The organism is Pseudomonas sp. S3_B11 (assembly GCF_054667715.1).
Genome location: NZ_CP162749.1, coordinates 4,316,713 through 4,340,429 on the forward strand (window position 1 = coordinate 4,316,713; position 23,717 = coordinate 4,340,429).

The 23,717-nt window shown below is 60.7% G+C and carries 25 protein-coding genes, 1 tRNA gene and 1 pseudogene; 9 read left to right on the top strand and 18 right to left on the bottom strand.

Annotated elements, in window-relative coordinates; translation table 11 throughout:
• Window positions 1–2 precede the first annotated feature (2 nt).
• Window positions 3–2,162 (top strand): copper-transporting P-type ATPase, encoded by a 2,160-nt coding sequence (locus AB4O22_RS19325; protein WP_460096977.1) that lies wholly within the window; start codon window positions 3–5, stop codon window positions 2,160–2,162.
• Window positions 2,163–2,234: 72 nt separating this feature from the next.
• Here AB4O22_RS19325 and AB4O22_RS19330 read toward each other — a convergent pair whose 3' ends face one another.
• Window positions 2,235–2,567, bottom strand: coding sequence for a DUF2790 domain-containing protein (locus AB4O22_RS19330; protein ID WP_039010821.1), 333 nt, complete (start codon window positions 2,565–2,567; stop codon window positions 2,235–2,237).
• 185 nt (window positions 2,568–2,752) lie between these two features.
• Between AB4O22_RS19330 and AB4O22_RS19335 the strand changes: the two genes are divergently transcribed.
• Window positions 2,753–3,223: an RNA methyltransferase gene (locus tag AB4O22_RS19335; RefSeq protein ID WP_003198862.1), complete on the top strand. Its 471-nt coding sequence runs from the start codon at window positions 2,753–2,755 to the stop codon at window positions 3,221–3,223.
• Window positions 3,224–3,300: 77 nt separating this feature from the next.
• Window positions 3,301–3,678: a YgaP family membrane protein gene (locus tag AB4O22_RS19340; RefSeq protein WP_003198860.1), complete on the top strand. Its 378-nt coding sequence runs from the start codon at window positions 3,301–3,303 to the stop codon at window positions 3,676–3,678.
• Window positions 3,679–3,803: 125 nt separating this feature from the next.
• Here the strand turns inward: AB4O22_RS19340 and AB4O22_RS19345 are convergent, their stop codons facing one another.
• Entirely contained in the window at window positions 3,804–5,033 is a 1,230-nt protein-coding gene (locus AB4O22_RS19345) for a hypothetical protein (RefSeq protein ID WP_460096978.1), read from the bottom strand.
• 31 nt (window positions 5,034–5,064) lie between these two features.
• Window positions 5,065–5,514, bottom strand: coding sequence for a YcgN family cysteine cluster protein (locus tag AB4O22_RS19350; protein ID WP_003198858.1), 450 nt, complete (start codon window positions 5,512–5,514; stop codon window positions 5,065–5,067).
• A gap of 160 nt (window positions 5,515–5,674) precedes the next feature.
• Between AB4O22_RS19350 and AB4O22_RS19355 the strand changes: the two genes are divergently transcribed.
• Window positions 5,675–6,268 carry a nitroreductase family protein gene (locus AB4O22_RS19355; RefSeq protein ID WP_003198856.1) on the top strand — a complete coding sequence of 198 codons (594 nt, stop codon included), beginning with the start codon at window positions 5,675–5,677 and terminating at the stop codon, window positions 6,266–6,268.
• 137 nt (window positions 6,269–6,405) lie between these two features.
• Here AB4O22_RS19355 and AB4O22_RS19360 read toward each other — a convergent pair whose 3' ends face one another.
• From AB4O22_RS19360 to AB4O22_RS19385, 6 genes are all read right to left on the bottom strand, one after another.
• Window positions 6,406–7,338 (bottom strand): D-2-hydroxyacid dehydrogenase, encoded by a 933-nt coding sequence (locus AB4O22_RS19360; RefSeq protein ID WP_003198855.1) that lies wholly within the window; start codon window positions 7,336–7,338, stop codon window positions 6,406–6,408.
• 126 nt (window positions 7,339–7,464) lie between these two features.
• The gene (locus tag AB4O22_RS19365) at window positions 7,465–7,758 is read right to left on the bottom strand and encodes a YcgL domain-containing protein (RefSeq protein WP_003198853.1); all 294 of its coding nucleotides are present in this window, start codon (window positions 7,756–7,758) and stop codon (window positions 7,465–7,467) included.
• Window positions 7,755–8,888, bottom strand: a complete 1,134-nt coding sequence (rnd, locus tag AB4O22_RS19370; protein ID WP_223470719.1) for a ribonuclease D — start codon at window positions 8,886–8,888, stop codon at window positions 7,755–7,757. The genes AB4O22_RS19365 and rnd overlap by 4 nt, the downstream gene beginning before the upstream one ends.
• 121 nt (window positions 8,889–9,009) lie before the next feature.
• Window positions 9,010–9,651, bottom strand: coding sequence for a class I SAM-dependent methyltransferase (locus AB4O22_RS19375; RefSeq protein WP_223470717.1), 642 nt, complete (start codon window positions 9,649–9,651; stop codon window positions 9,010–9,012).
• A gap of 68 nt (window positions 9,652–9,719) precedes the next feature.
• Window positions 9,720–11,369 carry a phosphoethanolamine transferase gene (locus tag AB4O22_RS19380; RefSeq protein WP_460096980.1) on the bottom strand — a complete coding sequence of 550 codons (1,650 nt, stop codon included), beginning with the start codon at window positions 11,367–11,369 and terminating at the stop codon, window positions 9,720–9,722.
• A gap of 166 nt (window positions 11,370–11,535) precedes the next feature.
• The gene (locus AB4O22_RS19385; RefSeq protein ID WP_460097730.1) at window positions 11,536–12,903 is read right to left on the bottom strand and encodes a glutamine synthetase family protein; all 1,368 of its coding nucleotides are present in this window, start codon (window positions 12,901–12,903) and stop codon (window positions 11,536–11,538) included.
• A gap of 535 nt (window positions 12,904–13,438) precedes the next feature.
• Here AB4O22_RS19385 and AB4O22_RS19390 point away from each other — a divergent pair.
• The gene (locus AB4O22_RS19390; protein ID WP_223470714.1) at window positions 13,439–14,371 is read left to right on the top strand and encodes a LysR family transcriptional regulator; all 933 of its coding nucleotides are present in this window, start codon (window positions 13,439–13,441) and stop codon (window positions 14,369–14,371) included.
• A 3-nt stretch (window positions 14,372–14,374) separates the two neighbouring features.
• Here AB4O22_RS19390 and AB4O22_RS19395 read toward each other — a convergent pair whose 3' ends face one another.
• Window positions 14,375–14,740 carry a 5-carboxymethyl-2-hydroxymuconate Delta-isomerase gene (locus tag AB4O22_RS19395; RefSeq protein WP_003198841.1) on the bottom strand — a complete coding sequence of 122 codons (366 nt, stop codon included), beginning with the start codon at window positions 14,738–14,740 and terminating at the stop codon, window positions 14,375–14,377.
• Between the two features lie 102 nt (window positions 14,741–14,842).
• On the bottom strand, window positions 14,843–15,766 hold the full coding sequence (locus tag AB4O22_RS19400; RefSeq protein WP_223470713.1) for a LysR family transcriptional regulator: 924 nt from the start codon (window positions 15,764–15,766) through the stop codon (window positions 14,843–14,845).
• Between the two features lie 281 nt (window positions 15,767–16,047).
• Between AB4O22_RS19400 and AB4O22_RS19405 the strand changes: the two genes are divergently transcribed.
• The 3 genes from AB4O22_RS19405 to AB4O22_RS19415 all read left to right on the top strand — a co-directional run bounded on the left by AB4O22_RS19405 (window position 16,048) and on the right by AB4O22_RS19415 (window position 17,693).
• Complete coding sequence (locus AB4O22_RS19405) at window positions 16,048–16,239, top strand: YegP family protein (RefSeq protein ID WP_069971090.1); 192 nt, start codon at window positions 16,048–16,050, stop codon at window positions 16,237–16,239.
• A gap of 176 nt (window positions 16,240–16,415) precedes the next feature.
• Entirely contained in the window at window positions 16,416–17,222 is an 807-nt protein-coding gene (locus AB4O22_RS19410) for a helix-turn-helix transcriptional regulator (protein WP_223470712.1), read from the top strand.
• 102 nt (window positions 17,223–17,324) lie between these two features.
• A complete protein-coding gene (locus AB4O22_RS19415) occupies window positions 17,325–17,693 on the top strand; it encodes a cupin domain-containing protein (protein ID WP_223470711.1) in 369 nt (122 codons plus the stop codon).
• A gap of 11 nt (window positions 17,694–17,704) precedes the next feature.
• Here AB4O22_RS19415 and AB4O22_RS19420 read toward each other — a convergent pair whose 3' ends face one another.
• The 3 genes and pseudogenes from AB4O22_RS19420 to AB4O22_RS19430 all read right to left on the bottom strand — a co-directional run.
• Complete coding sequence (locus AB4O22_RS19420; protein WP_460096982.1) at window positions 17,705–18,451, bottom strand: phytanoyl-CoA dioxygenase family protein; 747 nt, start codon at window positions 18,449–18,451, stop codon at window positions 17,705–17,707.
• 13 nt (window positions 18,452–18,464) lie between these two features.
• The gene (locus tag AB4O22_RS19425) at window positions 18,465–19,253 is read right to left on the bottom strand and encodes a methyl-accepting chemotaxis protein (protein WP_373557672.1); all 789 of its coding nucleotides are present in this window, start codon (window positions 19,251–19,253) and stop codon (window positions 18,465–18,467) included.
• Window positions 19,254–19,322: 69 nt separating this feature from the next.
• Window positions 19,323–20,099, bottom strand: a pseudogene (locus tag AB4O22_RS19430) (HAMP domain-containing protein); the annotation flags it as partial.
• Between the two features lie 343 nt (window positions 20,100–20,442).
• On the opposite strand from AB4O22_RS19430, the gene AB4O22_RS19435 reads away from it, so the two are divergent.
• Window positions 20,443–20,709: a hypothetical protein gene (locus AB4O22_RS19435; protein WP_053162077.1), complete on the top strand. Its 267-nt coding sequence runs from the start codon at window positions 20,443–20,445 to the stop codon at window positions 20,707–20,709.
• Window positions 20,710–20,916: 207 nt separating this feature from the next.
• Here AB4O22_RS19435 and AB4O22_RS19440 read toward each other — a convergent pair.
• From AB4O22_RS19440 to bamC, 4 genes are all read right to left on the bottom strand, one after another.
• A tRNA-Ser gene (locus AB4O22_RS19440) sits at window positions 20,917–21,006 on the bottom strand.
• Between the two features lie 83 nt (window positions 21,007–21,089).
• Window positions 21,090–21,803: a phosphoribosylaminoimidazolesuccinocarboxamide synthase gene (purC, locus tag AB4O22_RS19445; protein WP_223470709.1), complete on the bottom strand. Its 714-nt coding sequence runs from the start codon at window positions 21,801–21,803 to the stop codon at window positions 21,090–21,092.
• Between the two features lie 27 nt (window positions 21,804–21,830).
• Window positions 21,831–22,589 (bottom strand): MBL fold metallo-hydrolase, encoded by a 759-nt coding sequence (locus AB4O22_RS19450; RefSeq protein ID WP_003198811.1) that lies wholly within the window; start codon window positions 22,587–22,589, stop codon window positions 21,831–21,833.
• A gap of 4 nt (window positions 22,590–22,593) precedes the next feature.
• Window positions 22,594–23,709 carry an outer membrane protein assembly factor BamC gene (gene bamC / locus AB4O22_RS19455; protein ID WP_003198809.1) on the bottom strand — a complete coding sequence of 372 codons (1,116 nt, stop codon included), beginning with the start codon at window positions 23,707–23,709 and terminating at the stop codon, window positions 22,594–22,596.
• Window positions 23,710–23,717 lie beyond the last annotated feature (8 nt).

Below are 23,717 nucleotides of genomic sequence, written 5' to 3' on the forward strand. Positions count from 1 at the left end.
CCATGCCCGACACTCCAGTGCACGTTCACCACAGTGCTTCAGCGCCCAGCGGCGACATGGCGACTGAATACACCTGTCCCATGCACCCGGAAATACGCCAACCCGGCCCCGGTACCTGCCCCAAGTGCGGCATGACGCTGGAGCCGGTGATGCCCGCGCTGGAAGAAGAGGACAATCCAGAACTCAAGGACTTCACCCGCCGCTTCTCGTGGTCCCTGCCGTTGACGGTCATCGTCACGGTGCTCGCCATGGCGGGGCACGCCTTGTCGCTGTTTCACGGCGCAACGCAAAATTTCGTCGAGTTTTTCCTGTCCACGCCCGTGGTCCTGTGGGCAGGCTGGCCGTTTTTTGTGCGGGCAGTGGCCTCTGTTCGCCAGCGTAGCCCGAACATGTGGACCCTGATTGGCCTGGGCACCGCGGCGGCCTATCTCTACAGTGTCGCAGCCACGTTTTGGCCCGGAGGATTTCCCGCCACGTTCATGCAAGAGGGGCGGATCGGCGTCTACTTTGAAGCCGCCGCGGTGATCATCTCCCTTACCTTGCTGGGGCAGATGCTGGAGCTCAAGGCACGCTCGCAGACGTCGGCCGCCATCAAGTCGCTGCTGGGGCTATCCCCCAAAACCGCGCGCCGGATCAATGCCGACGGCCAGGAGCAGGACATTCCCCTGACCCACGTCCATCAGGGTGACCGCCTGCGGATCAGGCCCGGTGAAAAGGTCCCGGTCGACGGTGCGGTGCTCGAAGGTGAAAGTGCCGTTGACGAGTCGATGCTCACTGGCGAGCCGGTTCCGGTGATCAAACGCGCCGGGGACAGCCTGATCGGCGCCACGATCAACACCCACGGCAGCTTGGTGATGACGGCGCAGAAGGTCGGCGCCGAGACCGTCCTGGCGCAAATTGTCCAGATGGTCGCCCGGGCCCAGCGCTCGAAAGCTCCTATGCAGCGCATGGCCGACGTGATCGCTGGCTATTTCGTCATGGGCGTGATTGCCATCGCCGTACTGACCTTTTTCGGCTGGGGGCTGTTAGGTCCCGAACCCGGCTGGGTCTTCGGGCTGATCAATGCCGTCGCCGTGCTGATCATCGCCTGCCCCTGTGCGCTGGGGCTCGCAACCCCCATGTCGATCATGGTGTCCACCGGCAAGGCTGCCAGCCTGGGCGTGCTTTTCCGGGACGCCAGCGCCATCGAGAACTTGTGCAGGATCGACACGCTGATCGTCGATAAGACCGGCACCCTGACCGAAGGGCGCCCGGCCTTTCACAGCGTGAAAGCCACCCAGGGCTTCGACGACCGCCAGGTGCTGCTGTTGGCCGCCAGCCTCGACCAGGGCAGCGAGCATCCCCTGGCCCACGCCATCGTCGATCACGCACGAGCCGAACATCTTGAATTGATCAAGCCGGCTTCATTTGAGTCCGGCAGCGGCATCGGTGTCAGTGGCCAGGTGGACGGCAAGCAGGTCCACTTGGGCAATACCGCCCTGATGAAAGCCGCCAGCATCAGCGTCAGCCCACTGCAACAACAGGCCGAGCAGCTACGCGCGCAAGGCATCAGCATTATCTACATGGCAGTCGACGGTGTACTGGCCGGGTTGCTGGCCGTCTCGGACCCGATCAAGCCGACCTCCAGGGAAACGGTCAGCCGGCTCAAGGCTCACGACATAAAAATCATCATGGCCACCGGCGACGGCCTCACCACTGCACGCGCCGTGGCCAGGGAGATGGGCATTGAAGAGGTCCACGGCGAAGTCAAACCCGAGGACAAGGAGCGCCTGGTGGCGGACCTGCAGCGCGATGGCCGCCAGGTTGCGATGGCGGGTGACGGAATAAACGATGCGCCCGCCCTGGCTCGGGCGAACGTAGGCATTGCCATGGGGACAGGTACGGACGTGGCGATGAACAGCGCCCAACTGACCTTGGTAAAAGGCGATTTGATGGGGATCTTGCGGGCCCGCACCCTTTCGGTGGCAACCGTTAGAAACATGCGCCAGAACCTCGGTTTTGCCTTCCTCTACAACTCGATGGGTATTCCGTTGGCTGCCGGCCTGCTGTATCCCCTGACCGGTCACTTGCTCTCGCCCATGGTTGCCGCGATCGCCATGAGCGTGAGTTCGGCGTCGGTGGTGTTCAATGCCTTGAGGTTGCGTAACACGCCAGCACAATAATCCGCGCCAAAAACAGGCGCCACCAGGGCGCCTGACCGTCTCAAAACCAAAGGAGAACAAACGAGACGGTAATCAGCCGCCATTCGGACAGTTATCACCCAGGAGCCTATATTCCACAGTATTGAGCTTGCCGTTCGAGTCTTCGTAAGTCATGCGCGACGGTCCGACACCACAGCCTTTATTGGCCGGCGTAATGCTCACCACTTTTTTTACATCGAGGTTCATGCCGTATTCGTAATGAACGATTTCGGCGACGGCTTTGCCGTTTTCGGCGGCGTATCGCGCCATGGCCAGTTGATTGTTCTGGATCATCTGGCCATAAACCCGGTCACCTCCGCCTTCCGCCAAGGCAAGGGAAGAAAGGGACAGGATCGAAACAGCGAGCAAGGCATCAAGGGTCTTCATGAGGAACTCCGGCAGTCATTTGTCAGGCAAACCATAACGACTGGTGCCTTTCACGACGCTGGCGGGGACGTTACCGATTGGTCAGGTTCGTGAATGGGTAACCGACCATCAGCCCCCACTCACAAACTGAACACGCAGCCCCATTCCCCGTATAATCGCGCCTTTTCCCCAAAGGCACCCCGCCCGTGGCCAACAAACGCTATAGCTGCATCGGTCTGTTCAACCCCAAGTCACCGGAAAACGTCGGTTCGGTCATGCGTGCCGCCGGCTGCTACGGCGTGGCGTCGGTGTTCTACACCGGCAAGCGCTATGAGCGTGCCGCCGACTTCGTCACCGACACCAAGAAAGTCCACTACGACATCCCGCTGATCGGTATCGACGACCTGAAGAAAATCCTGCCCCTGGGCTGTGTGCCAGTGGCCGTGGAACTGGTGGAGGGCGCTCGCCCACTGCCCGAATACACTCACCCGGACCGGGCGCTGTATATCTTCGGCCCGGAAGACGGTTCGCTGGACAAGGACATTCGCGACTGGTGCGAAGACGTGGTGTACATCCCCACCACCGGCTGCATGAACCTGGCCGCCACCGTCAACGTCGTGCTGTATGACCGCATGGCCAAAGGCAACAACACCCGTTCGGGGCCGCAATTCCGCTGATCGGTGCAACATTCGATTGAACAAGGCATTCGCTCGGGCAGTCAGTTTTATACCAATTCCCACACTGGAGACAGATCATGAGCGATAACAATCCGTTCGAGCCGATTGAGACCACCCCTTTCCAATCCCATCCGCCACAAAACGTGCATGGCTGGGAACGCATTGGCTCACTGGCTGGCGGTGTGCTGATGATGGGCAAGGGCTTGCGCCGTGGCGGTGTGCTCGGCCTGGCTCAACTGGCGATCGGCGGCATGGCGCTGGCGCGGGGGATCACCGGGCATTGCTCGGCCAAGGCCTTGTTGGAAAAGAACCGGCAGAACCTCAGCAACGCCCGCGCTCGCATCGAACAGGCCGGTGATGAGCTGAGTCGCCTGAAGGCCAATGCCGAGGCGGCGACTGGTACGGCTACGGTGACGGGGAATGATTCGCTGGATTCGCCGAAGGTTGGGCTCTGATTTTTTTGTGGTGAGGCTGATGGCCTCATCGCGGGCAAGCCTTGCTCCCACACTGGATCTTCGCCGGATGAGATATTTGGTACGACTCAATCCTGTGGGAGCAAGACTTGCCCGCGATAGCGGTATTACTGAATTAACTTGGTATCCAGCACAGTAGAGCTCCCATCCAGGACACTTTCACTGAGCTGAACGAACTCCTTGGTATCCACTGTCTCCAGCCGCATCGCCCCCTGCAACACATCATCCAGCGAACGCTTGTTACGGGTTTTCAGGCGAATCTCGCGGTCCAGTTCCTGCAATAGCAACACCGCCTTGGCCACTGCCCCGGGGCTGATCTGTTCGCCGCGCAAGGTGGTGACGCCCTTGCTGTCGCGGGCGAGCCGGTCATTGAGGGTCTGATAGCGCTCATCACTCAGGCCACCGGCGCGGCGCAGCAGTTCGATGGCGTAGTACTCGGTCAGCCCCTCGCTGATCCAGTCGCTGCGATCATGATCATTGACCCGAGCCAGCGCCTGCACCAACTCCCGCAACAACGGGCTACTGCCCCGCTCGCTGACCAGCGGCGGACGGCTGTGCAGGTAGATCGAGTCGTGACCGGCCTGGGCGCCACGCCACAACGGATCACCGGCACCGACAATCAGCAACTTGGCCGGATGGCGCGGCACCAGCGCTTGTACCTGCGGCCAGACGAATGTCAGCAGCGTCAGCACATCCATCCGGCGCATGCCCTGGCCTTGGGGCGAGGCCACCGTCACCTCCGTTTCGCCCAGGCGGGTGCGGCGGCTGCCCAGTTTGCCGGCGAGCATCCAGCCCGTGGGGCGGTCGAACAGGCGCGAGGGGTTGTCGATGCGAAAACGTTGCTTGCCGATGCGCGGCCAGGGCGTCTCGATGCTTTTCCAGCCATTGGGCAATTCAACTTCAAGACGGGCTACCAGTTCGACGCCGTCCTGCTGGTCGAGCTTGGCCGACGGGACCAGGTCGTCGCCGCGCAGTAACGCCCACGTCGGGGTCATGCGGGTTTCGAAGGTGGCGTTCTTGCGCGCATGGCTGATGCGCACGCGGTAGCTCAGGCTGGCCTTGTCGGCTGCCGGCCGCCAGACACCTCGCGCCTCTTTGCCGGGGGTGAGTTGCCACTGGCCGTCGGCCTTGAAATCGCTGTAGCGACTGCCGTCGCCGAGGTCGAAATCCAGGCTGCGCACCGCCGCTCCCCGGGCCAGTGTCAGGAGTACTTCGGCCTGATCGCTCTGGGGCAACAGGTGCACGTGATAATCCAGATCGACTTTCTGCGCCGCCCACAGCGGCCCGCACATCGCCAGCAGCCCGGCGGCCAGCATCCGTTTCAATCCTGCAGCCATGGGTTCTCCCTGGGGCGCGCCGCCCGGCGGCTCAGCCGGCGCGGAAAATCAGATGATCTTCCCAATCGTCTTCCGGCACGCTGCCTTCGGCCAGCATACGCCCGGACTGGGAAATGCGTTCGTGGTGCACGGCATCGCGATCACCGCAGACCAGGTGGTGCCACAACGGCAAGTCCTTGCCCTCGCTGACCAGCCGATAACCGCAGGTCGGCGGCAGCCATTTGAACTCATCGGCCTTGCCCGGCGTGAGCTGGATGCAGTCGGGGACAAAGTCGCGGCGGTTGGGGTAGTCGGTGCACTGGCAGGTTTTCAGGTCCAGCAGTTTGCAGGCGATGCGCGTGTAGTAGACGCTGTTGTCGTCTTCGTCTTCGAGTTTTTGCAGGCAGCACAGGCCACAGCCGTCGCACAGCGATTCCCACTCCTGCGGATCGAGCTGATCAAGGGTTTTGCGTTTCCAGAACGGTTCGACTTTGGCGGCCATGGCTCAAGCATCAACATCAGGTGGTGAAAAGGCCGACAGTCTAGTGCCCGGGCCTCTTCAGGCCAAGCATTGGCGACTGTCGGTAGGCAGGGACTTGTCAGGCCGGGCGGCGGGACGTAGGTTGCTTCATTGAGTTTCCAAACCCCAGCCAGGTAAGCCCATGAGTGCCAATCCCCGCATTGCCGATTACGCGATTCACCCTCAATTCATCGAGCGCTGGTCGCCCCGCGCCTTTACCGGCGAGACCATTGCCGAAGAAACCCTGCTGGGCTTCTTCGAGGCCGCACGCTGGGCGCCGTCGGCGTACAACTCCCAGCCGTGGCGTTTCCTGTATGCGCGCCGCGACACGCCGAATTGGGAGCGTTTCCTGGGCCTGCTCAATGAATTCAACCGCGGCTGGGCCCAACACGCCTCGGCACTGGTGATCATTGTTTCGAAAACCACCTTCGCCGTGCCCGGCGCCACCGAAGAAACCCCAGCGCAGTCCCACACCTTCGATACAGGCGCGGCCTGGGGCCACCTGGCGCTGCAAGCCAGCCTCAGCGGCTGGCATACCCACGGCATGGCCGGTTTCGACCAGGAACTGACCCGCAAGGAACTGAAGATCCCGGAAGGCTACGCCCTGCACGCCGCCGTGGCGATTGGCAAGCTGGGGGACAAATCGACACTGGCCGAATACCTCCAGGCCCGCGAAACCCCAAGCCCGCGCCGGCCGTTGAGCGAACTGGTGGCAGAAGGCGATTTCAGCCTGTAACCCTGTTTTGTGATCACTGAAATAACCACTGTGGGAGCGAGCTTGCTCGCGATGGCGTCAGGTCAGCCAACATTGATGTCGACTGATGCACCGCTATCGCGAGCAAGCTCGCTCCCACAGTTTGATCGGGGATGGCTTCAGTAGCCCCGGGTGAAGTCCACTTCACCGCGCAGCGCGTCGCCCGCCTGGTAGGCCCGCAGGTTTTCCAGGAACAACTGCACCATCATCGGCGGCGAGGTCGGTGCCGAGCTGTGGCCAGTCAACAGCAGGCCCCAGGCGGTCCAGAAGGGGTGGCGCTGCGGCAGCGGCTCCTGGCGGCAGACGTCGATCACCGCACCGGCCAGGTGCCCTTCCTTCAGGGCTTGCACCAGGTCCGCATCCACCACCGCGACGCCACGGCCGACGTTGATGAACAAGCCGGTCGGCTTGAATTGCTTGAACAGCGCCGCGTCGTACACATCATGGGTATCGGGTGTGTTGGGCAGCAGATTGATCACGTAATCCGCCTCGCCCACCAGGCGTGGCAGATCCTTCAGCGCCCCGACCTCGATGAACGGCGCCAACGCCCGGGCTTCGCGGGCAACGCCATACAACTGCACACCGAACGGCACGAGGAACTGCGCCACACGCTGGCCGATATCCCCTGTCCCGACGATCAACACCTTGCGCCCGGCCAGGCCTTGCCCCTGGCGGTTGTCCCACTTGCGCTCGACCTGGCTGACCAGACGTGCCAGCACCTCGCGCTCATGGCCGAGCATGTAGGTCAGCACGTACTCGGCCATCACCTGGCCGAAAATGCCCACCGCACGGGTCAGACGGTAATTGCGCGTCAAACCCTCGGCCAGCAACGGCGTGATGCCTGCCCAGGTCGATTGCAGCCAGCTGGGTCTATGGCCCTGACGCAACAGGGTGGCCAACAGATCAGGCTGGCCGAGCCAGACCGGGCAATCGGTGGCCAGTCGCGACAGTTCGGCGGAGTCGCCGCTGGTCAGGACTTCAATATCGGGTGCCGCCTGACGCAGAAGCTGGGCGTACACCGGGTGGTCGTGTTCGGCAATCAGAACGCGCATGAATCAAACCTTTCAAAAACAGTGCAGACAATCGCCGACAGAGTGTCGCTCCATCCCTGCGATCGTCGTCAATAAACCATTCCAGTGTGTTTAAGGAGGCACCCAGGACAGATGCCTCCAATAGCGTCAGACCGGGTCGTTGCGGCGCAGCAACTCTTCGGGCAAATGCTCGATGTACTCGTCTTCGGCCGGCGGCATCTGCAAGTGATAGCCCTGGGTGTCGAGGTTTTCCAGCACTTTGTTGATGTCTTCCCGGGACAGCGCCCGCTCGGGGCTCAGCACCAGGTCGAAGGCATGGATCGCCTTGCCAAAGGCGGCCATCAACGGCTCAGGTACACGCTCCAAGGCATCGCTCTTGAGCACATACAGGTACATCTCGTTTTTCTTCGAGCTTCGGTAGATGGAGCAGATACGTTTCAAGGCTGTTCTCCGGCAGTGGCCAGGCTGTCGAGCAGCGCCTGGCCCATCAATTCGCGGCGCCAGCCACGCAACGAATCGGGCAATTGGTAAGGGCCCTCGGGGAAGCCGCTCTTGATCAGCGCTTCGAGGGTTTTCTTGCGCAGCATCAGCTCCGGGGCAATTTCCAGGCGCTCGGCTTCAGCCTGCCCCAGCGCCCGCAGACGCTTGACCAGGGCCGCGGCCTCGATGGGCAAAGGCTCGGCCACCGCCGGCGGCCATTGCTCGGGCGGCACGCTGGCGGCGCGCTGGATCAGGTCCAGCAGAAACTGGCCGTCCTGGCGCACGGTGCGCGGGTGCATGTCTTCGATCTTCGCCAACGCGCCGAGGTTATCCGGCTGGGTACGGGCCAGGGGCCACAGCGAATGCTCGCGAATGATGCGATTGCGCGGCAGGTCACGGGCCCGCGCCTCGCGCTCGCGCCAGGCGCACAGCTCGCGCAGCACGGCCAATTGGGCGCGGGACAGTTTCCAGGCGAGCTTGGCCTCGCGGTAGACCTCGTACGGGTCGACTTCGCGACGCAGGTTGGCCACCAGTTCGGCGCCGTCTTCCAGGACCCAACGGTATTTTTCGTCGGAAAGCTTCGGGCGCAGCAGTACGAAAACTTCTGCCAGGTGCACGGCATCCTCTGCCGCGTAGCTGATCTGTGTCTCGGACAGGGGCCGTTGCAGCCAGTCGGAACGGGTCTCGCCCTTGGGCAACTCGATACCCAGCACTTCCTGCACCAGCCGCGAATAGCCCATGGAGAAACCCAGGTTCAGGTAGGCAGCGGCCAATTGAGTATCGAACAGCGGCGCAGGCAGGCTGCCGGTCAGGCGCAGCAGCACTTCAAGGTCTTCGCTGCAGGCGTGCAAAACCTTGAGCACCGCCGGGTTTTCCAGCAGTGCGGCCAAGGGTTGCCAATTGTCGATGGTCAAGGGGTCGATCAGGTAGGCGCGCTTGCCGTCGCCGATCTGCAATAAACCGGCAATCGGGTAAAAAGTGTCGACCCGCATGAATTCGGTGTCGAGGGCGACGAATGGCAACTGCTGCCACTCGGCGCAAAACTGACCGAGGCTATCGTTGTCGCGAATCCAGTGAATATCGATGGCCACACGGCTCTCCCTTGAAGAATGGCGCGCAGTATATATCGCCGCCGGCGATTGCGAGCATCCATAGAGCAGCAGCCTAAGAGAAATCGCCTGCGAAAAAGCAAGAATAGTCCTACATCAGGACTTAACCGGTCTTACGCAATACATAAACACGCGTCAGCGCGAAACCGGGCAGGAAATCCTGATGCCAGAGCACGTTAAAACCGGTCTGGCGAAACTCGGCTTCGAGATTGGCCTTATCGGCCAGGCTCCGTTGCGGCGCCTGGCCGATCTTGAGACGTCCTTCGATTTGCACCGAAATGATCACCGTGTCGCGACTGACCCGATGAAATTCGCGCAACAGCGCCAGGCGATGCTCGCTGGCGCTGACGTGGCGAAACAGTTGCAGACAACAAATACAATCCACCGCGTTGGCCGACAGCCCGATGGTGAACGCTGAACTCGGGAAGGTCTTGACCCGTTGGAGCAACGCGCCGCCATGGTGGGTGAGCGCATGGTCGAGCATGTCCGGCGACGGGTCCGCCGCCAGGATCACCCGGTTGGCGTGCTCGGCCAGCACCGGCCAGAACCGCCCCGCGCCACAGGCTACATCCAGCACCAACCCGGGTTCGCCCGCCACCTTCAGGGCGTTGCGCACCATGTGTTCGTCGCGCCAGAACGCCAGGCGTAATCGTCGAGGCGTCGGCCGACAGCAGACCTGAGCATGCTCCTGGTCATGCTGCCTGGCGAACTCAAGCTCGACGGTGGATGGGGGTAGCCCGGACATACGAACGGCTCTTGGGATTGGATGGATGACAGGTTAAACAACGCTGCGTGAAAAAAAGGTCCAGGCCGTCACTCCCGCGCCAGGACACCGTCAATCACCGCACCGCGGCAGTTGGCGAACAGGTCCAGATCCCGGTTGTAGACCTGGCTGTTGACTTCCAGCAGCCCGAGCATCGAGTGAAACAGGTTGTCCTGGCTCAATGGCTTTTGCCGACTCATTTGCAGGCAATGGGTGTCGACCGAAAAAGACTTCTGATAACTGTCGGAAAACCAGGCAAGCATCGCCACGTGCTTCTGTTGCTCCGGGGCGAGCATGTAGGGCGTGCCGTGGAGAAACAGGTTGTATTCGCCCAGGGACTCGCCATGGTCCGACAGGTACAGCATGGCCGTATCGACCTTGTCCTGGTTGGCCCGCAGCAGATCGATCAGGGTCGAAAGCACATGGTCGGTGTACACCAGCGTGTTGTCGTAGCCGTTGACGATGCTCTCGCGGCTGCAATTGTTCAGCGCGTTGCTTTCGCAGACCGGGGTGAAATGCTCGTACTCCTTGGGATAGCGCTTGAAGTATTCCGGCCCGTGGCTGCCCATCTGGTGCAGCACCAGCACCGTGTCCTTATCGAGGGTGTCGATGAAATGCTGCAGCCCCTGGAGCAGGATTTCGTCACGACATTCGCTGCTCGCACACAGGGTTGGATCCTTCAGATTGCTCACATCCTGCACGGTGACCCGGTCGCAGGTGCCCTTGCAGCCAGACTGGTTGTCCCGCCAGATCACCTCCAGCCCGGCGCGCTTGAGCACATCCAGCAACCCCTCTTCATTCTTGGCGACGCTGGCGTCGTAGTTCTTGCGCCCCATGTTGGAAAACATGCAAGGCACCGACACGGCGGTTTCAGTGCCGCAGGACTGCACGTCGGTGAAGGCGATCAGGCCGGCCTCTTTGTCCAGTGTCGGTGTGGTGTCGCGGTTATAGCCGAGGATGCCGAAGTTCTCGGCCCGGGCACTCTCGCCCACCACCAGCACGGTCAGGGATTTGCGGCCGTGGGTTTGCCAGGCGGGGTTGCGGCTCGCGTCCTCGCCCAGGGTGATGAACGGCTGCTTGGCCGACGCGACCTGCTCACGCAAGTAGCCGAACGAAGCACCGATGTAATTGCTCGGCACGACCATCAAGCGCAACTCGTGGTGGTTGCGAAACAACGAAGACAGGCCTTGGTAGTTGGCCAGGGCGACCATGCCAATCACCGCGGCCGAGGCCACACCGACCAGCAACTTACTTAATAACTCTTTGGGCCAGCGACGGTAGCTGATCGGGGTCTTGAACAATAACCAGCAAGGCAGCCCCCCCAATAATCCGAGATACATGAATAACTTCAGCGACAATAGGTCGCGGACTTCCGTGGCATTGGTTTCAGCAAAGTTGCGCAACATGCCCGCATCGATCAATACGCCGTATTGGGCCATGAAATACGCCACGCCAGCACTGATCAGGAACAACAGCATCAGCACGGGCTTGAGCAGCGGACGGAAGGCCACGAGCGTCAACATCAGGTTGAACGCGCAGAAAATCATCAGGCCAAACGCCAGGCACATCAGCAGGCCACGAGCATCAGCCGTGGTGATCGCCAGCAGGTGTTGCCAGAGAACGATGTTGAAACCCACTAACAAAAAGGCACTGGCGGCCAGTGTCACCCACTCGGGGCGCACGGCTTTAATGGTCAGCATGATGGTTGACGATTTCCTGAAAGTTGCTCTTTGAAAAAGAAGTGCCGCAGGAAAATGTGAAAAATTCATTTCCTACGGCAGCACAAACTTTAGGTAGCCCACCATCAATTTTTCGTGAAAAAGTTGCTACTAAATAATTATTTAAGAAACCGCTGGCCAGCCGTCTTCACGCCTGGTTCAGATACCAGCGCCAGTCCTGCTCCCCGACTTCCCCCATGAATTGACGGTATTCGGCGCGCTTGACCGCCAGATAAACGCCAAGAAACTCATCGCCAAACGCTTTCCGCGCCCAGGCCGATGCCTCAAGGGCACGCAGGGTGGTGAGCCAGTCGGTGGGCAGCAACTCGGTCGCCTGGGCGTAGCCGTTGCCTTCGACAGGCTTCCCGGGATCGCACTGTTCACGCAGGCCGCGATGAATGCCGGCCAATATCGCCGCCGCAGCCAGGTAAGGGTTGGCATCGGCGCCGCAGATACGATGCTCGATGTGCCGCGAGAACGCCGGGCCACCCGGCACCCTCAGGCTCACCGTACGGTTGTCCACACCCCAGGTCGCCGCCAGCGGTGCGTAGCTGTTGCTTTGGAAGCGCCGGTAGGAGTTGGCGTTCGGACAAAACATCAACAGCGAATCGAGCAAGGTGTCGAGCATCCCACCCACTGCCTGGCGCAACAGCGGCGTACCATCGGCGGCTTCACTGGCAAACAAATTGTGGCCATCGCGGTCCGCCAGGCTGACATGCATGTGCATTCCGGAGCCCGCCAAGTGATCGAACGGCTTGGCCATGAAGCAGGCCTGCATGCCGTGCTTGTGGGCCACGCCCTTGACCAGTCGCTTGTAGCGCACCGCTTCATCCATGGCTTGCAAGGCATCACTGCGGTGTTCAAGGGTGATCTCCACTTGTCCGGGTGCGTATTCGGAAATGGCGGTCCGGGCCGGAATGCCTTGCAGCTTGCACGCAGCGTACAGGTCGACCAGGAACGGCTCGATCTGCTCCAGCTCGCGCAAACCGTAGACCTGGGTAGCACGCGGTCGGCCACCGTCGGCATCGCGCGCCGGTTGTGGCCGGCCTTGGCTGTCGCGTTGCGCGTCCAGCAGATAAAACTCCAGCTCCGCCGCCATCACCGGGTAATAACCGTCGGCCTGCAAGGCCTCGATCACCTGGCTGAGCAGATAACGTGGATCGGCGATTGTCGCCGGCATTCCTTCCCGGGGATGCATGCTGACCTGCACGGCGGCCGTGGGAATCAGTCGCCACGGCATGCGCTGCAAGCTGCCGCTGAGGGGATAGGCACGGCAATCGATGTCACCGACGTCCCACACCAGCCCGGAATTTTCCACATCATCGCCATTGACGGTCAGCCCGAGAATCGTACTGGGCAGTGGCCGGCCACTTTCGAAGACCGCCAGCAACTCGTCCCGATGCAACAACTTGCCCCGGGGCACGCCGTTGTTGTCGAGAATGAACAGCTCGAACAGTTCGATATCAGGGTTCTGCGCGAGGAACGCCTGGGCGTGTTGCACGGGGGCGAAAGAAATCTTGGCAAGGCTCATGGGAAGGCTCGTATTTCCATGTCGGACGGGCGACAAGGCACCGTCAGTCTGTGCTCGCCATTGAGCGAGCACTGCGAATGATCAACAGGTAATACGAGTATCTGGAGGACGGGCGTGACGGCAATGCCAGAGCGCCCAAAAGGCTAGCTCGGAAGGCAACGCACTAAGAGTTGGGGCCATGGCAGGCGTGAACCGGCCGACCGGATCGACCGCGGCAGATGAAGGGTATTGGAATGCCAGGAGCCAACCGTCCATGAGCGCATCACAGAAAACACATCGAGCAAGCGTCCCACGGCACCCCGGGAGGTTAAACCTGGATTTGATGGAGCTTGGATCGCAGCGAACTAAACATAGGCAAACCAAACATTCGTTGATCGACACGTCGTGTTCCCTACATTATCTGTCCCGTTCCCGACCATGAAAGCGCCTGCCCGGCATTCTCTTGGCACGATCGTTCCGTTAGGATCGTCAGCCTGGTTTGCGCAAAATCGCGCAAGGAGCACAGCGAGAGACAGAACGGATGCTGAACAGTAACTCCCTCAGAAAGCTCGACATGCAAGACCTCATGGTGTTTAGCGCCGTGTACGAGCAAAGCAGTGTCACCGGCGTGTCCGAGGCATTGTGCGTCAGTCAGTCAACCGTCAGTTATTGCCTCAAGAAACTGCGAACCTGTTTCGAAGACGAGCTATTCATCAACACCCGCACCGGCATGCGCCCTACCTATAAGGCCGAAGGCATGTACGACCATGTGCGCGCCATTTTGCAAAGCATCAACCTGTGCCATGCCGGTACACCCACCTTCGATCCGACCCGGCAAGCCATTACCTTCAATATCTGCGCACCGGAATATTTCGAACAACTGATCCTGCCGCAACTGCTGCAAGGCTTCGATTACGCCAATCTGCCGGTGGTGGTGAACGTGCACAAGCTCGAAGCCGACATCCCCGCCGAAGAGTTGCGCGACGGCAGCCTGGACCTGGTGATCTGCTTCGGCCCGAACTTCCACAGCAACCATGCCGATTTCAAATCCCGGCAGTTGCTGGAGGAAGACCTGGTTTGTGTCGTGGATAAACGGGCGACGCCACTTGAGCCGCAACTGAGCCTTCAGTCTTTCGTACGGCGTCGACACGTGTTTCCGACACCCTGGTCGTCAGCGACCAACATGGTGGACGGCTGGCTGTCGCAGCAGGCGCATCAACGCCAGATTGCCGCCCGCGCCAACAGCTACAGTGCCGCACTGAAGATGATCACCGGCACCGACTTCATCCTGACCCTGCCCCGCCGTATCCAGAAACTGCTGGCCAACGAGGCGATCTTCAATCATCACGAAGTGCCCCAGGGCCTGCCGGGGTTCACCCTGAACATGCAGTGGAGCCTGGCCGTCGATCAGGACAGTGCCAACACCTGGCTGCGCGAACAGATCATCAAGGCCTGCGCCGCCCGCGACACCTGATCGTCATTGACCGATCAAGGCCTTGGCATACGGGCCTCGATCGATGTCGAGGATTTCCACGCACAGTTGCACGCTAACGTCGGCCGGCCATGGCCCCAGTTCCTGGATCACGGCCAGCAGGCTATCGGCCAGTTGCTTCTTGATTTCCGGCGAGCGACCGCTCAGCAAGGCCAGCTTCACGTGGACGAAACCCCGCTCGCCCAACCCCGTGCCCACCCGGAAAGTCTCGAGTTTCACGGCCCGGCTCTTGATGTCCAGCTCGGCAGCGAACTGACCGGAAGCCACCAGTGCATTGTTCAGGCGCAGCAATGCGACATCGGCCTTCAGCTCGGGCAGGTTGGCGGTGTACTCCATGTGCAGGTGAGGCATGTGTTCGACTCCGATTCGAAAATATGACAAGGGGATTTCAGCCGTCACAACCTTACCTCGACTTTAAACGTTGGGGCAGGTTTTGTTTCGCAGCGGGCCCGGTCAGGGTTGCGCCAAGACCCCACGCTCGCCCATGAAGGCCTCCAACCGCGACCGCAACCAGCGCTCGGCCGGGTCACTGTCGACATGGCTCAGCCAGACCATGGACAAATCCAGGGTCGGGGTCTTGAAAGGAAAGGGTTCGTTGAACAGTTGCCCCGAAGCCGCCATGGCGGCGGCGGTATAGTCCGGCAGGCTGGCGATCAGGTCCGTGCCGGCCAGCAACGCCGGCAATGCGCTGTACTGCGGCACCGATAGCACGACCTGGCGCGTGCGTCCGATCTCGGCCAGCCACTCATCGGCAAACCCGGCGACGTTCGCGGTATGGGACACCAGCACATGAGGCCGTGCGCAATACTCGTCCAGGGTCAGCGGCGTGTCCGACGCATCGGCGCGCAACACGCGGGGCTGGATGTGTCGCAACAACTTGCGCTTGGCATTGGCCGGCAGACCGCGCGTCTGGCTGATGCCCACGGTGATGTCGCCCGATGCCAGCAAATCGGGGATGCGCCAGTAATCGACGTGCTGCACCACAAACACGATTTGCGGCGCCTCTTGCCGCAGGCTGCTCAACAGGGGCGGCAACAGGCCGAACTCGACGTCGTCCGACAGGCCGATGCGGAACGTCATGGTGCTGCTGCTGGGATCGAAATCGTGGGTCAGGCTCAAGGCCACCGACAGCGAATCGAGCGCCGGAGATAGATGCCGGATGATTTCTTCAGCCCGGGCCGTCGGCTCCATGCGGTGGCCGACGCGAATGAACAACGGGTCGTTGAACATCTTGCGCAAACGATTGAGGGCCGAGCTGATGGTCGGTTGGCCCAGGAACAGTTTTTCCGCCACCCGTGTCACGTTACGCTCAAGCATCAGCGTTTCGAAAACCACCATCAGGTTGATGTCGGCCTTGCGCAATTCGTTGCGGTTCATCCACTGCCCTCGATCCTTGATTGGATGCAGTGTAGAAACGCCAGGGGCTGCGCGTCTATGCGCAAAAAGGCTCACTTCACCGCCAGGAACTTCAGTCCCCGGGCTTTTTCGGCCAGGCAAAGCAAGGACATAAACGGTCGCCTGTTCGATCCGGGTTCTGCCAGCAATATTTGATAACCAATGGAAACGAATTTCCCGTAGCCAAAACCACCCACTTGGCTAGGCTGGCAGCCACATGCCCAACGCATGTCTTGACTGAATGAATCGCAGGGAGCGAACCGATGTATTTTGAAATCTATCGACAGACCCGAGGCACCCAGAGCAGCGGCAAAGGCCAGTGGCGCTGGCGCTTGAGAGCCGGCAACCACGAAACGATCGCCAGTGGCGAATCCTATGTGAACAAGAGTGACTGCCTCCACGTCATCGGGCTGATAAAGAACGTCCAGGGTGAAACGCCTGTTAAGGAGATCTGACAGCGCCACGAGGGCTCTGTAGGAGCTGGCGAAGCCTGCGATCTTTTGGTCTTGATCTTTCGCTTGAGATTCAAGTGTCTGGGGAAAGATCGCAGCCTCGTTGCACTCGACAGCTCCTACACCGGTTCAGCTTTTTTTGCGGTAGGGTATGCGGACAAAAGCAGGAGGCTGGTGCAATGACTCGATCAATCCATAATCGCGACTGGCTGGTACGCGCGCCCGAATCGAGGAAAATGGAACGCATCGAGGCCTATTTCAGCGGGCATGGCTACACCACCCATCGCCATGACACCTACGCCATCGGGATCACCCTTTCCGGCGTGCAGAGCTTCAACTATTGCCACAGCAAACGCCACAGCCAGCCCGGCGGCACCATCGTCCTGCACCCGGACGAGGTGCACGATGGCGAAGCCGGGACCAGCGAGGGTTTTCGCTACAGGATGTTCTACATAGAACCCTCGGTGATCCAGCAAGTGCTGGGGGGCAAGCCATTGCCCTTCATCGAAGGAGGATTGTCCAACGACCCTCGCCTCAATATCGCGACCCGTCGACTATTGAACGGCCTGGATCATCCCCTCGACCCGCTGGAGGAAGAGGACGCCATCTACGATGTGGCCCAGGCACTCGACATCGCGGCCGGCAGCCGCCGTGGGCGGCGGCTGATCGACTACCCGGCGGCGGAGCGTGCCCGCCTGTTCATCCACGATGCCCTCCACCAGGCGATCACACTGGATGACCTGGTGCAGGCCAGCGGCCGGGATCGATGGAGCCTGTCCCGGGATTTCCGGGCACTGTACGGCACCAGCCCCTATCGCTACATCACCCTGCGCCGCTTGAACGAAGCCCGGCGCCTGGTATTGCATGGCATGCCGTTGAGCGAAGTGGCCCTGGCCAGTGGTTTTTTCGATCAGAGCCACATGACCCGACTGCACACCCAGGCCTTCGGTATTTCACCGGCACGCTGGCTGAAAATGCTGCGCTGAAGGCTGAGGCCGCGCACGGCAAAAAGCTGCACGATCATCCAATACGCACCCAGGCTCCGACAGTAAGGTACAGCTCACCACCCACCTGAGGAGCATGACTCGATGACCCGCTACGCCCCCATCAACTTCGCTCAGAAATACGCATTGTTCCACGAACAATGGGCACCGAAAGTCGTGGCCGAAATGAATGACTACCAATTCAAGATCGCCCGGCTCGAAGGCGAATTCATCTGGCACACCCACGCCGACACCGATGAAACCTTCATCGTGCTGGAGGGCGAGTTGCGTATCGACTTTCGCGACGGTGCGGTAACCATAGGCCCGGGCGAAATGTACGTGGTCAAAAAAGGTGTCGAGCACAAGCCCAGCGCCGCACACGAAGTGAAACTGCTGCTGATCGAACCCCGTGGTGTCCTCAATACCGGCGAGGAAACCAACGAGCGAACGGCGGTCAATGATGTGTGGATCTGACTGAGCCAGGCTCAATCGTATTCAGCTTCCTGGTGATCGCCCAATAACCGCCGCTGACGAGGTGTCGCGGCGGCCAAGACCACAGGGTTGAACTGCCAGTGCAGATAAGGTGAGAACTTCTGCGCGACCATCCGCCGGCCGTAGTGCACCTGGAGCATGTAGCGCGTGCGGTCGGCGGTGCGGTTGTCGCTACCGGCGTGCCATAACTCACTGCGCAGTATCAACACATCGCCCGCCCGGCACAGCACCGGCTGCGCAGAGCGCCCTTGCCACTGCGTTTCGCCCTTCACCGGCGCCCGGCCGGCCTTGTGACTGCCCGCAATGACCTGGGTCGGACTCAAGTCGGCGTCGATGTCATCCAGGTAAAACTGCGCGGTAAAAACCTGCATCGGCAGTTCAAAGGCAGGGTCGGCCAACAGCCCTGGCGGCAATTGCATCGCCAGATAATCCAGGTGCAACGGCGCCCCGGTAAAACCGGGATGGCAGCGCCAGGCTGTCTGGCCGATAACATGGCAATCATCGCCCAGGGCCGCCTCGGCCAGCTCGATCACCCCGGCCACATCCAGGAACGGCAGCCAGAACGGATTGCGATTGAACACGCATTTGTAATGATCAATGACGCCGCTGTAGTCCCAATGCCGGGGCTTCAACTGGTCGATGGCATGGCGCAGGTCGGCGATCTGCCGGGCATCCAACACACCGGGCATCAGGACGAAACCGTCCTGATGCAGGGCTTGCAGCTGCTCGTCAGTAGACACGACACCCCCTGTTTCAGGTGCGGAAACGGCCGGTCAGTTCTGCCAGGTTTCTCGACAGGCTGGACAGCTGTTGGCTAGCCTGCATGCTCTGGGCAGAGTTCGCTGCCGCTTCGTTGGACAAGTCGCGGATGTCGGAGATGTTGCGGGCGATCTCTTCGGTGACGCTGCTTTGCTCCTCGCAGGCGTTGGCGATCTGCGCAGCCATGTCGTTGATCCGCAGAATCGAGCCGCTGGTGCCACTGAGCACCTGATCGACCCCCGCCGCACGTTCGACACTGTCACGAGCCTTGCTGCTACCGACCTGCATGGCTTGCACGGCCTTGGCAACACCGCTTTGCAGCCGTTCGATACGCACCTGAATGTCCTTGGTCGAATCCTGGGTGCGCGCCGCCAGGGCCCTGACTTCATCGGCCACGACAGCAAAACCGCGGCCTTGCTCGCCCGCCCGGGCCGCCTCGATGGCAGCGTTCAGTGCGAGCAGGTTGGTCTGTTCGGCAATGCCCCGGATGACCTCGAGCACGGCACCGATGCTGGAGGTTTCCAGGGCCAATGCCTCGATGGTGCCCGAAGCGCTCTCCACTTCCTGGGCCAACTGACGGATCGATTCGATGGTGCTGTTGACAACCGCGGTGCCGTCGCGAGACTGACTGCTGGCTTGCTGGGCGGCGTCCGACGCGTTCACGGCATTGTGTGCCACCTCATGCACTGCGGCACTCATCTGGGTCGCCGCCGTACTGACCTGGTCAAGCGCCGCGTGTTCGCTGCTGATCAACTTGTCATTGGTCGCGGCCATATTGGCCATGGCCCGCGCGGCGGCATCCACCTCCCCGGTCACGCGGCCCACTTCGGCAATCAACGGCTGCAGCTTATCGAGAAAACGGTTGAACGCACTGCCAAGCTGGCCCAGCTCGTCAGCCGAACGCACCTCAAGACGGCCCTTCAGATCGCCACCGCCCTCGGCGATCTGTTCGACACGGTGCAACAGTCGACGCATTGGACGCAGCACGACCATTGGCAAGGCCACAATCAGCAGGATGCAACCCAGCAGACCCACCAACAAGATACCGCCCTGCTGCACCCCAACCGCCTGGCCATGGTCAATCGCCGCTTGCCCCTCGCGCAGAGACGCTTCGTCTTCCAGTTCACCGAGCTTGTCGATGGCATCGCGCATGGTGTCGAACTTACTTTCACCGTCACCAAAACTCAGCGCACTGGCCGCCAGGGGATTGCTCGCGGCCTGCTCGACCACCTGCCGCGAAACCTGCGACCACTGTGCGAAACGGTCATTGAACTGACTGACCAGCGCCAACGCCTCGGCACTCGGCTGCATCGCGGCATATTTCTGCACACGATCATAAGCTTGCTTCAGATTGTCCCGATGACTGGCACGCAGCGCCTCGGAATGACTGCCCGCATTGCCCCCAAGCAGGCTGCGCTCGGCAACAAAGGCCTGGTAGAGATCACGATCAGCGTTGAGCAACAGGCTGATGGCCGGCAGGTAGCGCTTGGTCAATTGCGTGCTGGACTCCGTCACCTGACCGATGCCACGCATGCCCGACCACCCCATCAGCACCAACAGCAACGCCAGGAACCCAATGGGCAGGGTGATTTTCCAGCGAAAGCCCAGATCGGCAAAAAACCGCGGCATGGGGTGACACTCCTTTCATGGGGATTAACTTGCCTATCGGCAGTCATGCCTTGAGCTATAGACCATTAGTCCAATTGTTACAAAGCTTTGGGTCTGGCGGACACCGGGGTTATGCAGGTCGCGGAGGGGGTTGAGCGGGATAAAAAAGGTGGGTGGAGGCAATAGCTGCGGGGAATTTTCTGACATTTCCCGCCCACATAATTTAGGGAGTTTTCTGACTCATCATCTGATTGATGATTTCTCCAGAAGGGCTCTATAGTCCAAACGTCGCTCGTAAGAGCGGCTTGGGTTTGGCGACTCGATAACAAATGGTAAGAAGCCCCTCAATCAAATGGTGTTTGAAATGAATAGATACATGGCTCTTACCAGTAATGCCGACGATCAACCCCTCTTCGTCGATACCTGCGCGCCTTTGCACATCCTGCTCGACACGGCGGGCTATAGAATTCGCGCGGTTACCCAGCTTTTAGAGAACCTCGCCATGCGAGGGGACATTCCGAGCGACTCAGTGGTCCTTCAGGACTTTGCACAGCTGTGCTGCATTCCCTTGAGGGATGGTTGCGACGTGCTCGATGTCATAGCGCGACGCTTGGATGCGGAACCTGCCTAGGGATAATACTTGTCAGCTAGAGATAAAGTCTGTGGGAGCAAAGCTTGCTCGCGATAGCGGTAGAGTCGCCAATATCGTTGTTAGCTGGCTTACCTCAATCGCGAGCAAGCTTTGCTCCCACAGGATTTACGCCAGACTGACAGATGACGAAAACGAAAAAGCCCCTGAAATGTTCAACCATTTCAGGGGCTTAGTCATACACAATAATGGCGGAGAGATAGGGATTTGAACCCTAGGTACTGTCGCCAGTACAACGGATTTCGAATCCGTCCCGTTCGGCCACTCCGGCATCTCTCCAGTGGCGCGCATCATACCAGCACATTCGCCGGAAGCGAACCCCCGAGCGAAATTTTTTCCGTGCTATCAGATGCTTGCGTCGATTACAGCGGCACACCCAGACGCTGGGCGACTTCTTCGTAGGCTTCGATGACGTCACCGAGGCCCTGGCGGAAGCGGTCCTTGTCCATCTTCTTCTTGGTGTCCTTGTCCCAGAGGCGGCAGCCGTCCGGGCTGAATTCGTCGCCCAGGACGATGGAACCGTCGCTGAACACACCGAATTCAAGCTTGAAGTCCACCAGCAGCAGACCGGCGTCGTCGAACAGCTTGGTCAGCACTTCGTTGACCTTGAGGGACAATTCCTTCATGCGAGCCAGTTGCTCGGCGGTGCCCCAACCGAATGCCACGACGTGGGATTCGTTGATGAACGGGTCGCCCTTGGCGTCGTCCTTCAGGAACAGTTCGAAGGTGTAAGGGTTGAGCTTCAAGCCCTCTTCCACGCCCAGGCGCTTGACCAGGCTGCCGGCGGCGTAGTTACGCACGACGCATTCGACCGGGATCATGTCCAGCTTCTTGACCAGGCATTCGTTGTCGCCCAGCAGCTTGTCGAACTGGGTCGGCACGCCGGCGGCTTCGAGTTTCTGCATGATGAAGGCGTTGAACTTGTTGTTCACCATGCCTTTGCGGTCCAACTGTTCGATGCGCTTGCCGTCGAACGCCGAGGTGTCGTTGCGAAACAGCAGGATCAAGCGGTCAGCGTCGTCGGTCTTGTAAACCGACTTGGCTTTGCCGCGGTAGAGTTCTTCACGTTTTTCCATGATGGGCTCCGCTTGCTAAGTAGTGGGCTAGGCGATATGTCGCCAGTCGAGCCCTGAATCTTGATCGGCCAGTTGCAGCCAGTCCGGGTCGCACCCGAGGGTGTCGACAAAACATTGCCGGGCCAGCTGCGGCAGGTTGTTCTTGCTGCTCAGATGGGCCAGGACCAGGTGTTGCAGGCCTTGCCAGCCCAACTCGGCCACCAGGAACGCTGCCTGGTGGTTGTTCAAATGTCCGTGTTCCCCGCCTACCCGCTGCTTGAGGAAGTACGGGTAGTAACCACGCGCCAACATGTCGCGGCAGTGGTTGGACTCGATCATCAACGCATCGAGGTCCCGGTAACTGTCCATCACCCTGTCGCAATACGACCCCAGGTCGGTCAGCAGCCCAAAGCGCCGCTCGCCGTCACTGAACACATATTGCGTCGGTTCCCGGGCATCGTGCGCCACGCTGACCACGCTGATATCCAGGCAACCGATGCGCAGTTGCTCGCCACCGGCCACGAACCCGGCCGGCTCGATGGGCTTGCGCAGGCCTTCCAGTGTCCCACGGCTCAGGTACACCGGCAGATTGTAGCGCCGAGACAGCAAACCCACGCCATGCACGTGGTCGGCATGTTCGTGGGTCACGAGTATCGCGCTCAATTGCGCCGGGTGCACACCCAGGCGCAACAGGCGCTTCTCGGTTTCCCGCAGGGAGAAACCACAATCGACCAACACATACGTGCCGGCGCTGGCTACCAGCGTGCCGTTCCCCTGGCTACCGCTGCCGAGAACGGCAAAACGCATCGGATCAGCCCAGGTTGTCCTGAATCACACTCAACACCTTGCGGGCCACATCGGCCGGCGCCACGGTGTTGATGTTCTTCTCGACGGTGACCTGGACGCTGTCGCCGACCTTGCTCAGGCGAACCTGGTAACGCTCGGCGCGGGCTTCGATTTCTTCCTTGTCCGGCTTGCTGCCGAACAGGCCACTGAAGAAGCCAGGCTTCTCGTCTTTCTTCTCGGCCTTTTCAGCGAGGTTGATGTAGTACAGGCCCAGGCTGCGGTTGATGTCTTCAACGCGCCATTCGCCCTGCTCCAGCGCACGGCCAACGCTCGACCAGGCACGGTCCAGGTCGGAGCCGACGTTGAGCACCGGGTTGCCGCTGCCGTCTTCGCTCAGGCTGACGCGGCTCGGCGCATCGAACTCCTTGGACGCCAGCATCGAGACCGAACCGCCCTGCTCCGCGGTACGACTCATGCTGGCAAGCATGTCGTCCACCAGTGCAGCGTCGAGGCCGGTATTGACCGAACGGTTGGTGAAGGCCACGTCGGCGGTGCTGCCGGCAGGTCGCTCGGCGCTGACCACATAGACTTCACTGGTGTTGCGCTGCACGCCCGGCTCGATACGCACCCGCACGCGGGTTTCGCTGTCGGCCGCGACACCGGCGGCGCTCATGCGCTTGGCCATGCTGGCGGACAGTTCATCGGAGCGCTGCCAGGTGGTGGTGAACTCGCCAGTTTGCGGGCGCTGTTCGTCCAGGCGGAAACCGTTGTCCTGGAAGAACTGGATCGCCACAGGCCAGACTTCGGCCGGTGGATGCTGGCCCATGACCCAACTGGAGTCGCCACTCTTCTGCAGGGTGTAGTCGCTGGCATCGGCCACGGCCGACAGCGGCTGTGGACGTGGGACGATGTATTCGCCCTTGACGCTGTCGTCGGCTACGTTGCGCGGGATCGGCAGCAGCGGATCCAGACGCTTGGCAACGTTGACGTCTTGCGGCATTTGCATCGGTGCAGTCTGTTGCGCCTGCAGGTAATCGCTACCACGGTCGCGGAAGTAACCTTCCGGTCCCCAGATCCATCCGCAGCCGCTGGTGCTGGAGATAATCAAGGCAAGTGCGGAAAGTCCGGCCATTCGCTTCATGCGTTGTA

Bases quoted from the DNA above. Each gene is read 5' to 3' on its own strand.
- AB4O22_RS19325 (WP_460096977.1), top strand. From the start codon at position 3: ATGCCCGACACTCCAGTGCACGTTCACCACAGTGCTTCAGCGCCCAGC.
- AB4O22_RS19330 (WP_039010821.1), bottom strand. From the start codon at position 2,567: ATGAAGACCCTTGATGCCTTGCTCGCTGTTTCGATCCTGTCCCTTTCT.
- AB4O22_RS19340 (WP_003198860.1), top strand. From the start codon at position 3,301: ATGAGCGATAACAATCCGTTCGAGCCGATTGAGACCACCCCTTTCCAA.
- AB4O22_RS19345 (WP_460096978.1), bottom strand. From the start codon at position 5,033: ATGGCTGCAGGATTGAAACGGATGCTGGCCGCCGGGCTGCTGGCGATG.
- AB4O22_RS19350 (WP_003198858.1), bottom strand. From the start codon at position 5,514: ATGGCCGCCAAAGTCGAACCGTTCTGGAAACGCAAAACCCTTGATCAG.
- AB4O22_RS19355 (WP_003198856.1), top strand. From the start codon at position 5,675: ATGAGTGCCAATCCCCGCATTGCCGATTACGCGATTCACCCTCAATTC.
- AB4O22_RS19360 (WP_003198855.1), bottom strand. From the start codon at position 7,338: ATGCGCGTTCTGATTGCCGAACACGACCACCCGGTGTACGCCCAGCTT.
- AB4O22_RS19375 (WP_223470717.1), bottom strand. From the start codon at position 9,651: ATGTCCGGGCTACCCCCATCCACCGTCGAGCTTGAGTTCGCCAGGCAG.
- AB4O22_RS19380 (WP_460096980.1), bottom strand. From the start codon at position 11,369: ATGCTGACCATTAAAGCCGTGCGCCCCGAGTGGGTGACACTGGCCGCC.
- AB4O22_RS19390 (WP_223470714.1), top strand. From the start codon at position 13,439: ATGCTGAACAGTAACTCCCTCAGAAAGCTCGACATGCAAGACCTCATG.
- AB4O22_RS19395 (WP_003198841.1), bottom strand. From the start codon at position 14,740: ATGCCTCACCTGCACATGGAGTACACCGCCAACCTGCCCGAGCTGAAG.
- AB4O22_RS19400 (WP_223470713.1), bottom strand. From the start codon at position 15,766: ATGAACCGCAACGAATTGCGCAAGGCCGACATCAACCTGATGGTGGTT.
- AB4O22_RS19405 (WP_069971090.1), top strand. From the start codon at position 16,048: ATGTATTTTGAAATCTATCGACAGACCCGAGGCACCCAGAGCAGCGGC.
- AB4O22_RS19410 (WP_223470712.1), top strand. From the start codon at position 16,416: ATGACTCGATCAATCCATAATCGCGACTGGCTGGTACGCGCGCCCGAA.
- AB4O22_RS19415 (WP_223470711.1), top strand. From the start codon at position 17,325: ATGACCCGCTACGCCCCCATCAACTTCGCTCAGAAATACGCATTGTTC.
- AB4O22_RS19425 (WP_373557672.1), bottom strand. From the start codon at position 19,253: ATGGCCAATATGGCCGCGACCAATGACAAGTTGATCAGCAGCGAACAC.
- AB4O22_RS19435 (WP_053162077.1), top strand. From the start codon at position 20,443: ATGAATAGATACATGGCTCTTACCAGTAATGCCGACGATCAACCCCTC.
- purC (WP_223470709.1), bottom strand. From the start codon at position 21,803: ATGGAAAAACGTGAAGAACTCTACCGCGGCAAAGCCAAGTCGGTTTAC.
- AB4O22_RS19450 (WP_003198811.1), bottom strand. From the start codon at position 22,589: ATGCGTTTTGCCGTTCTCGGCAGCGGTAGCCAGGGGAACGGCACGCTG.
- bamC (WP_003198809.1), bottom strand. From the start codon at position 23,709: ATGAAGCGAATGGCCGGACTTTCCGCACTTGCCTTGATTATCTCCAGC.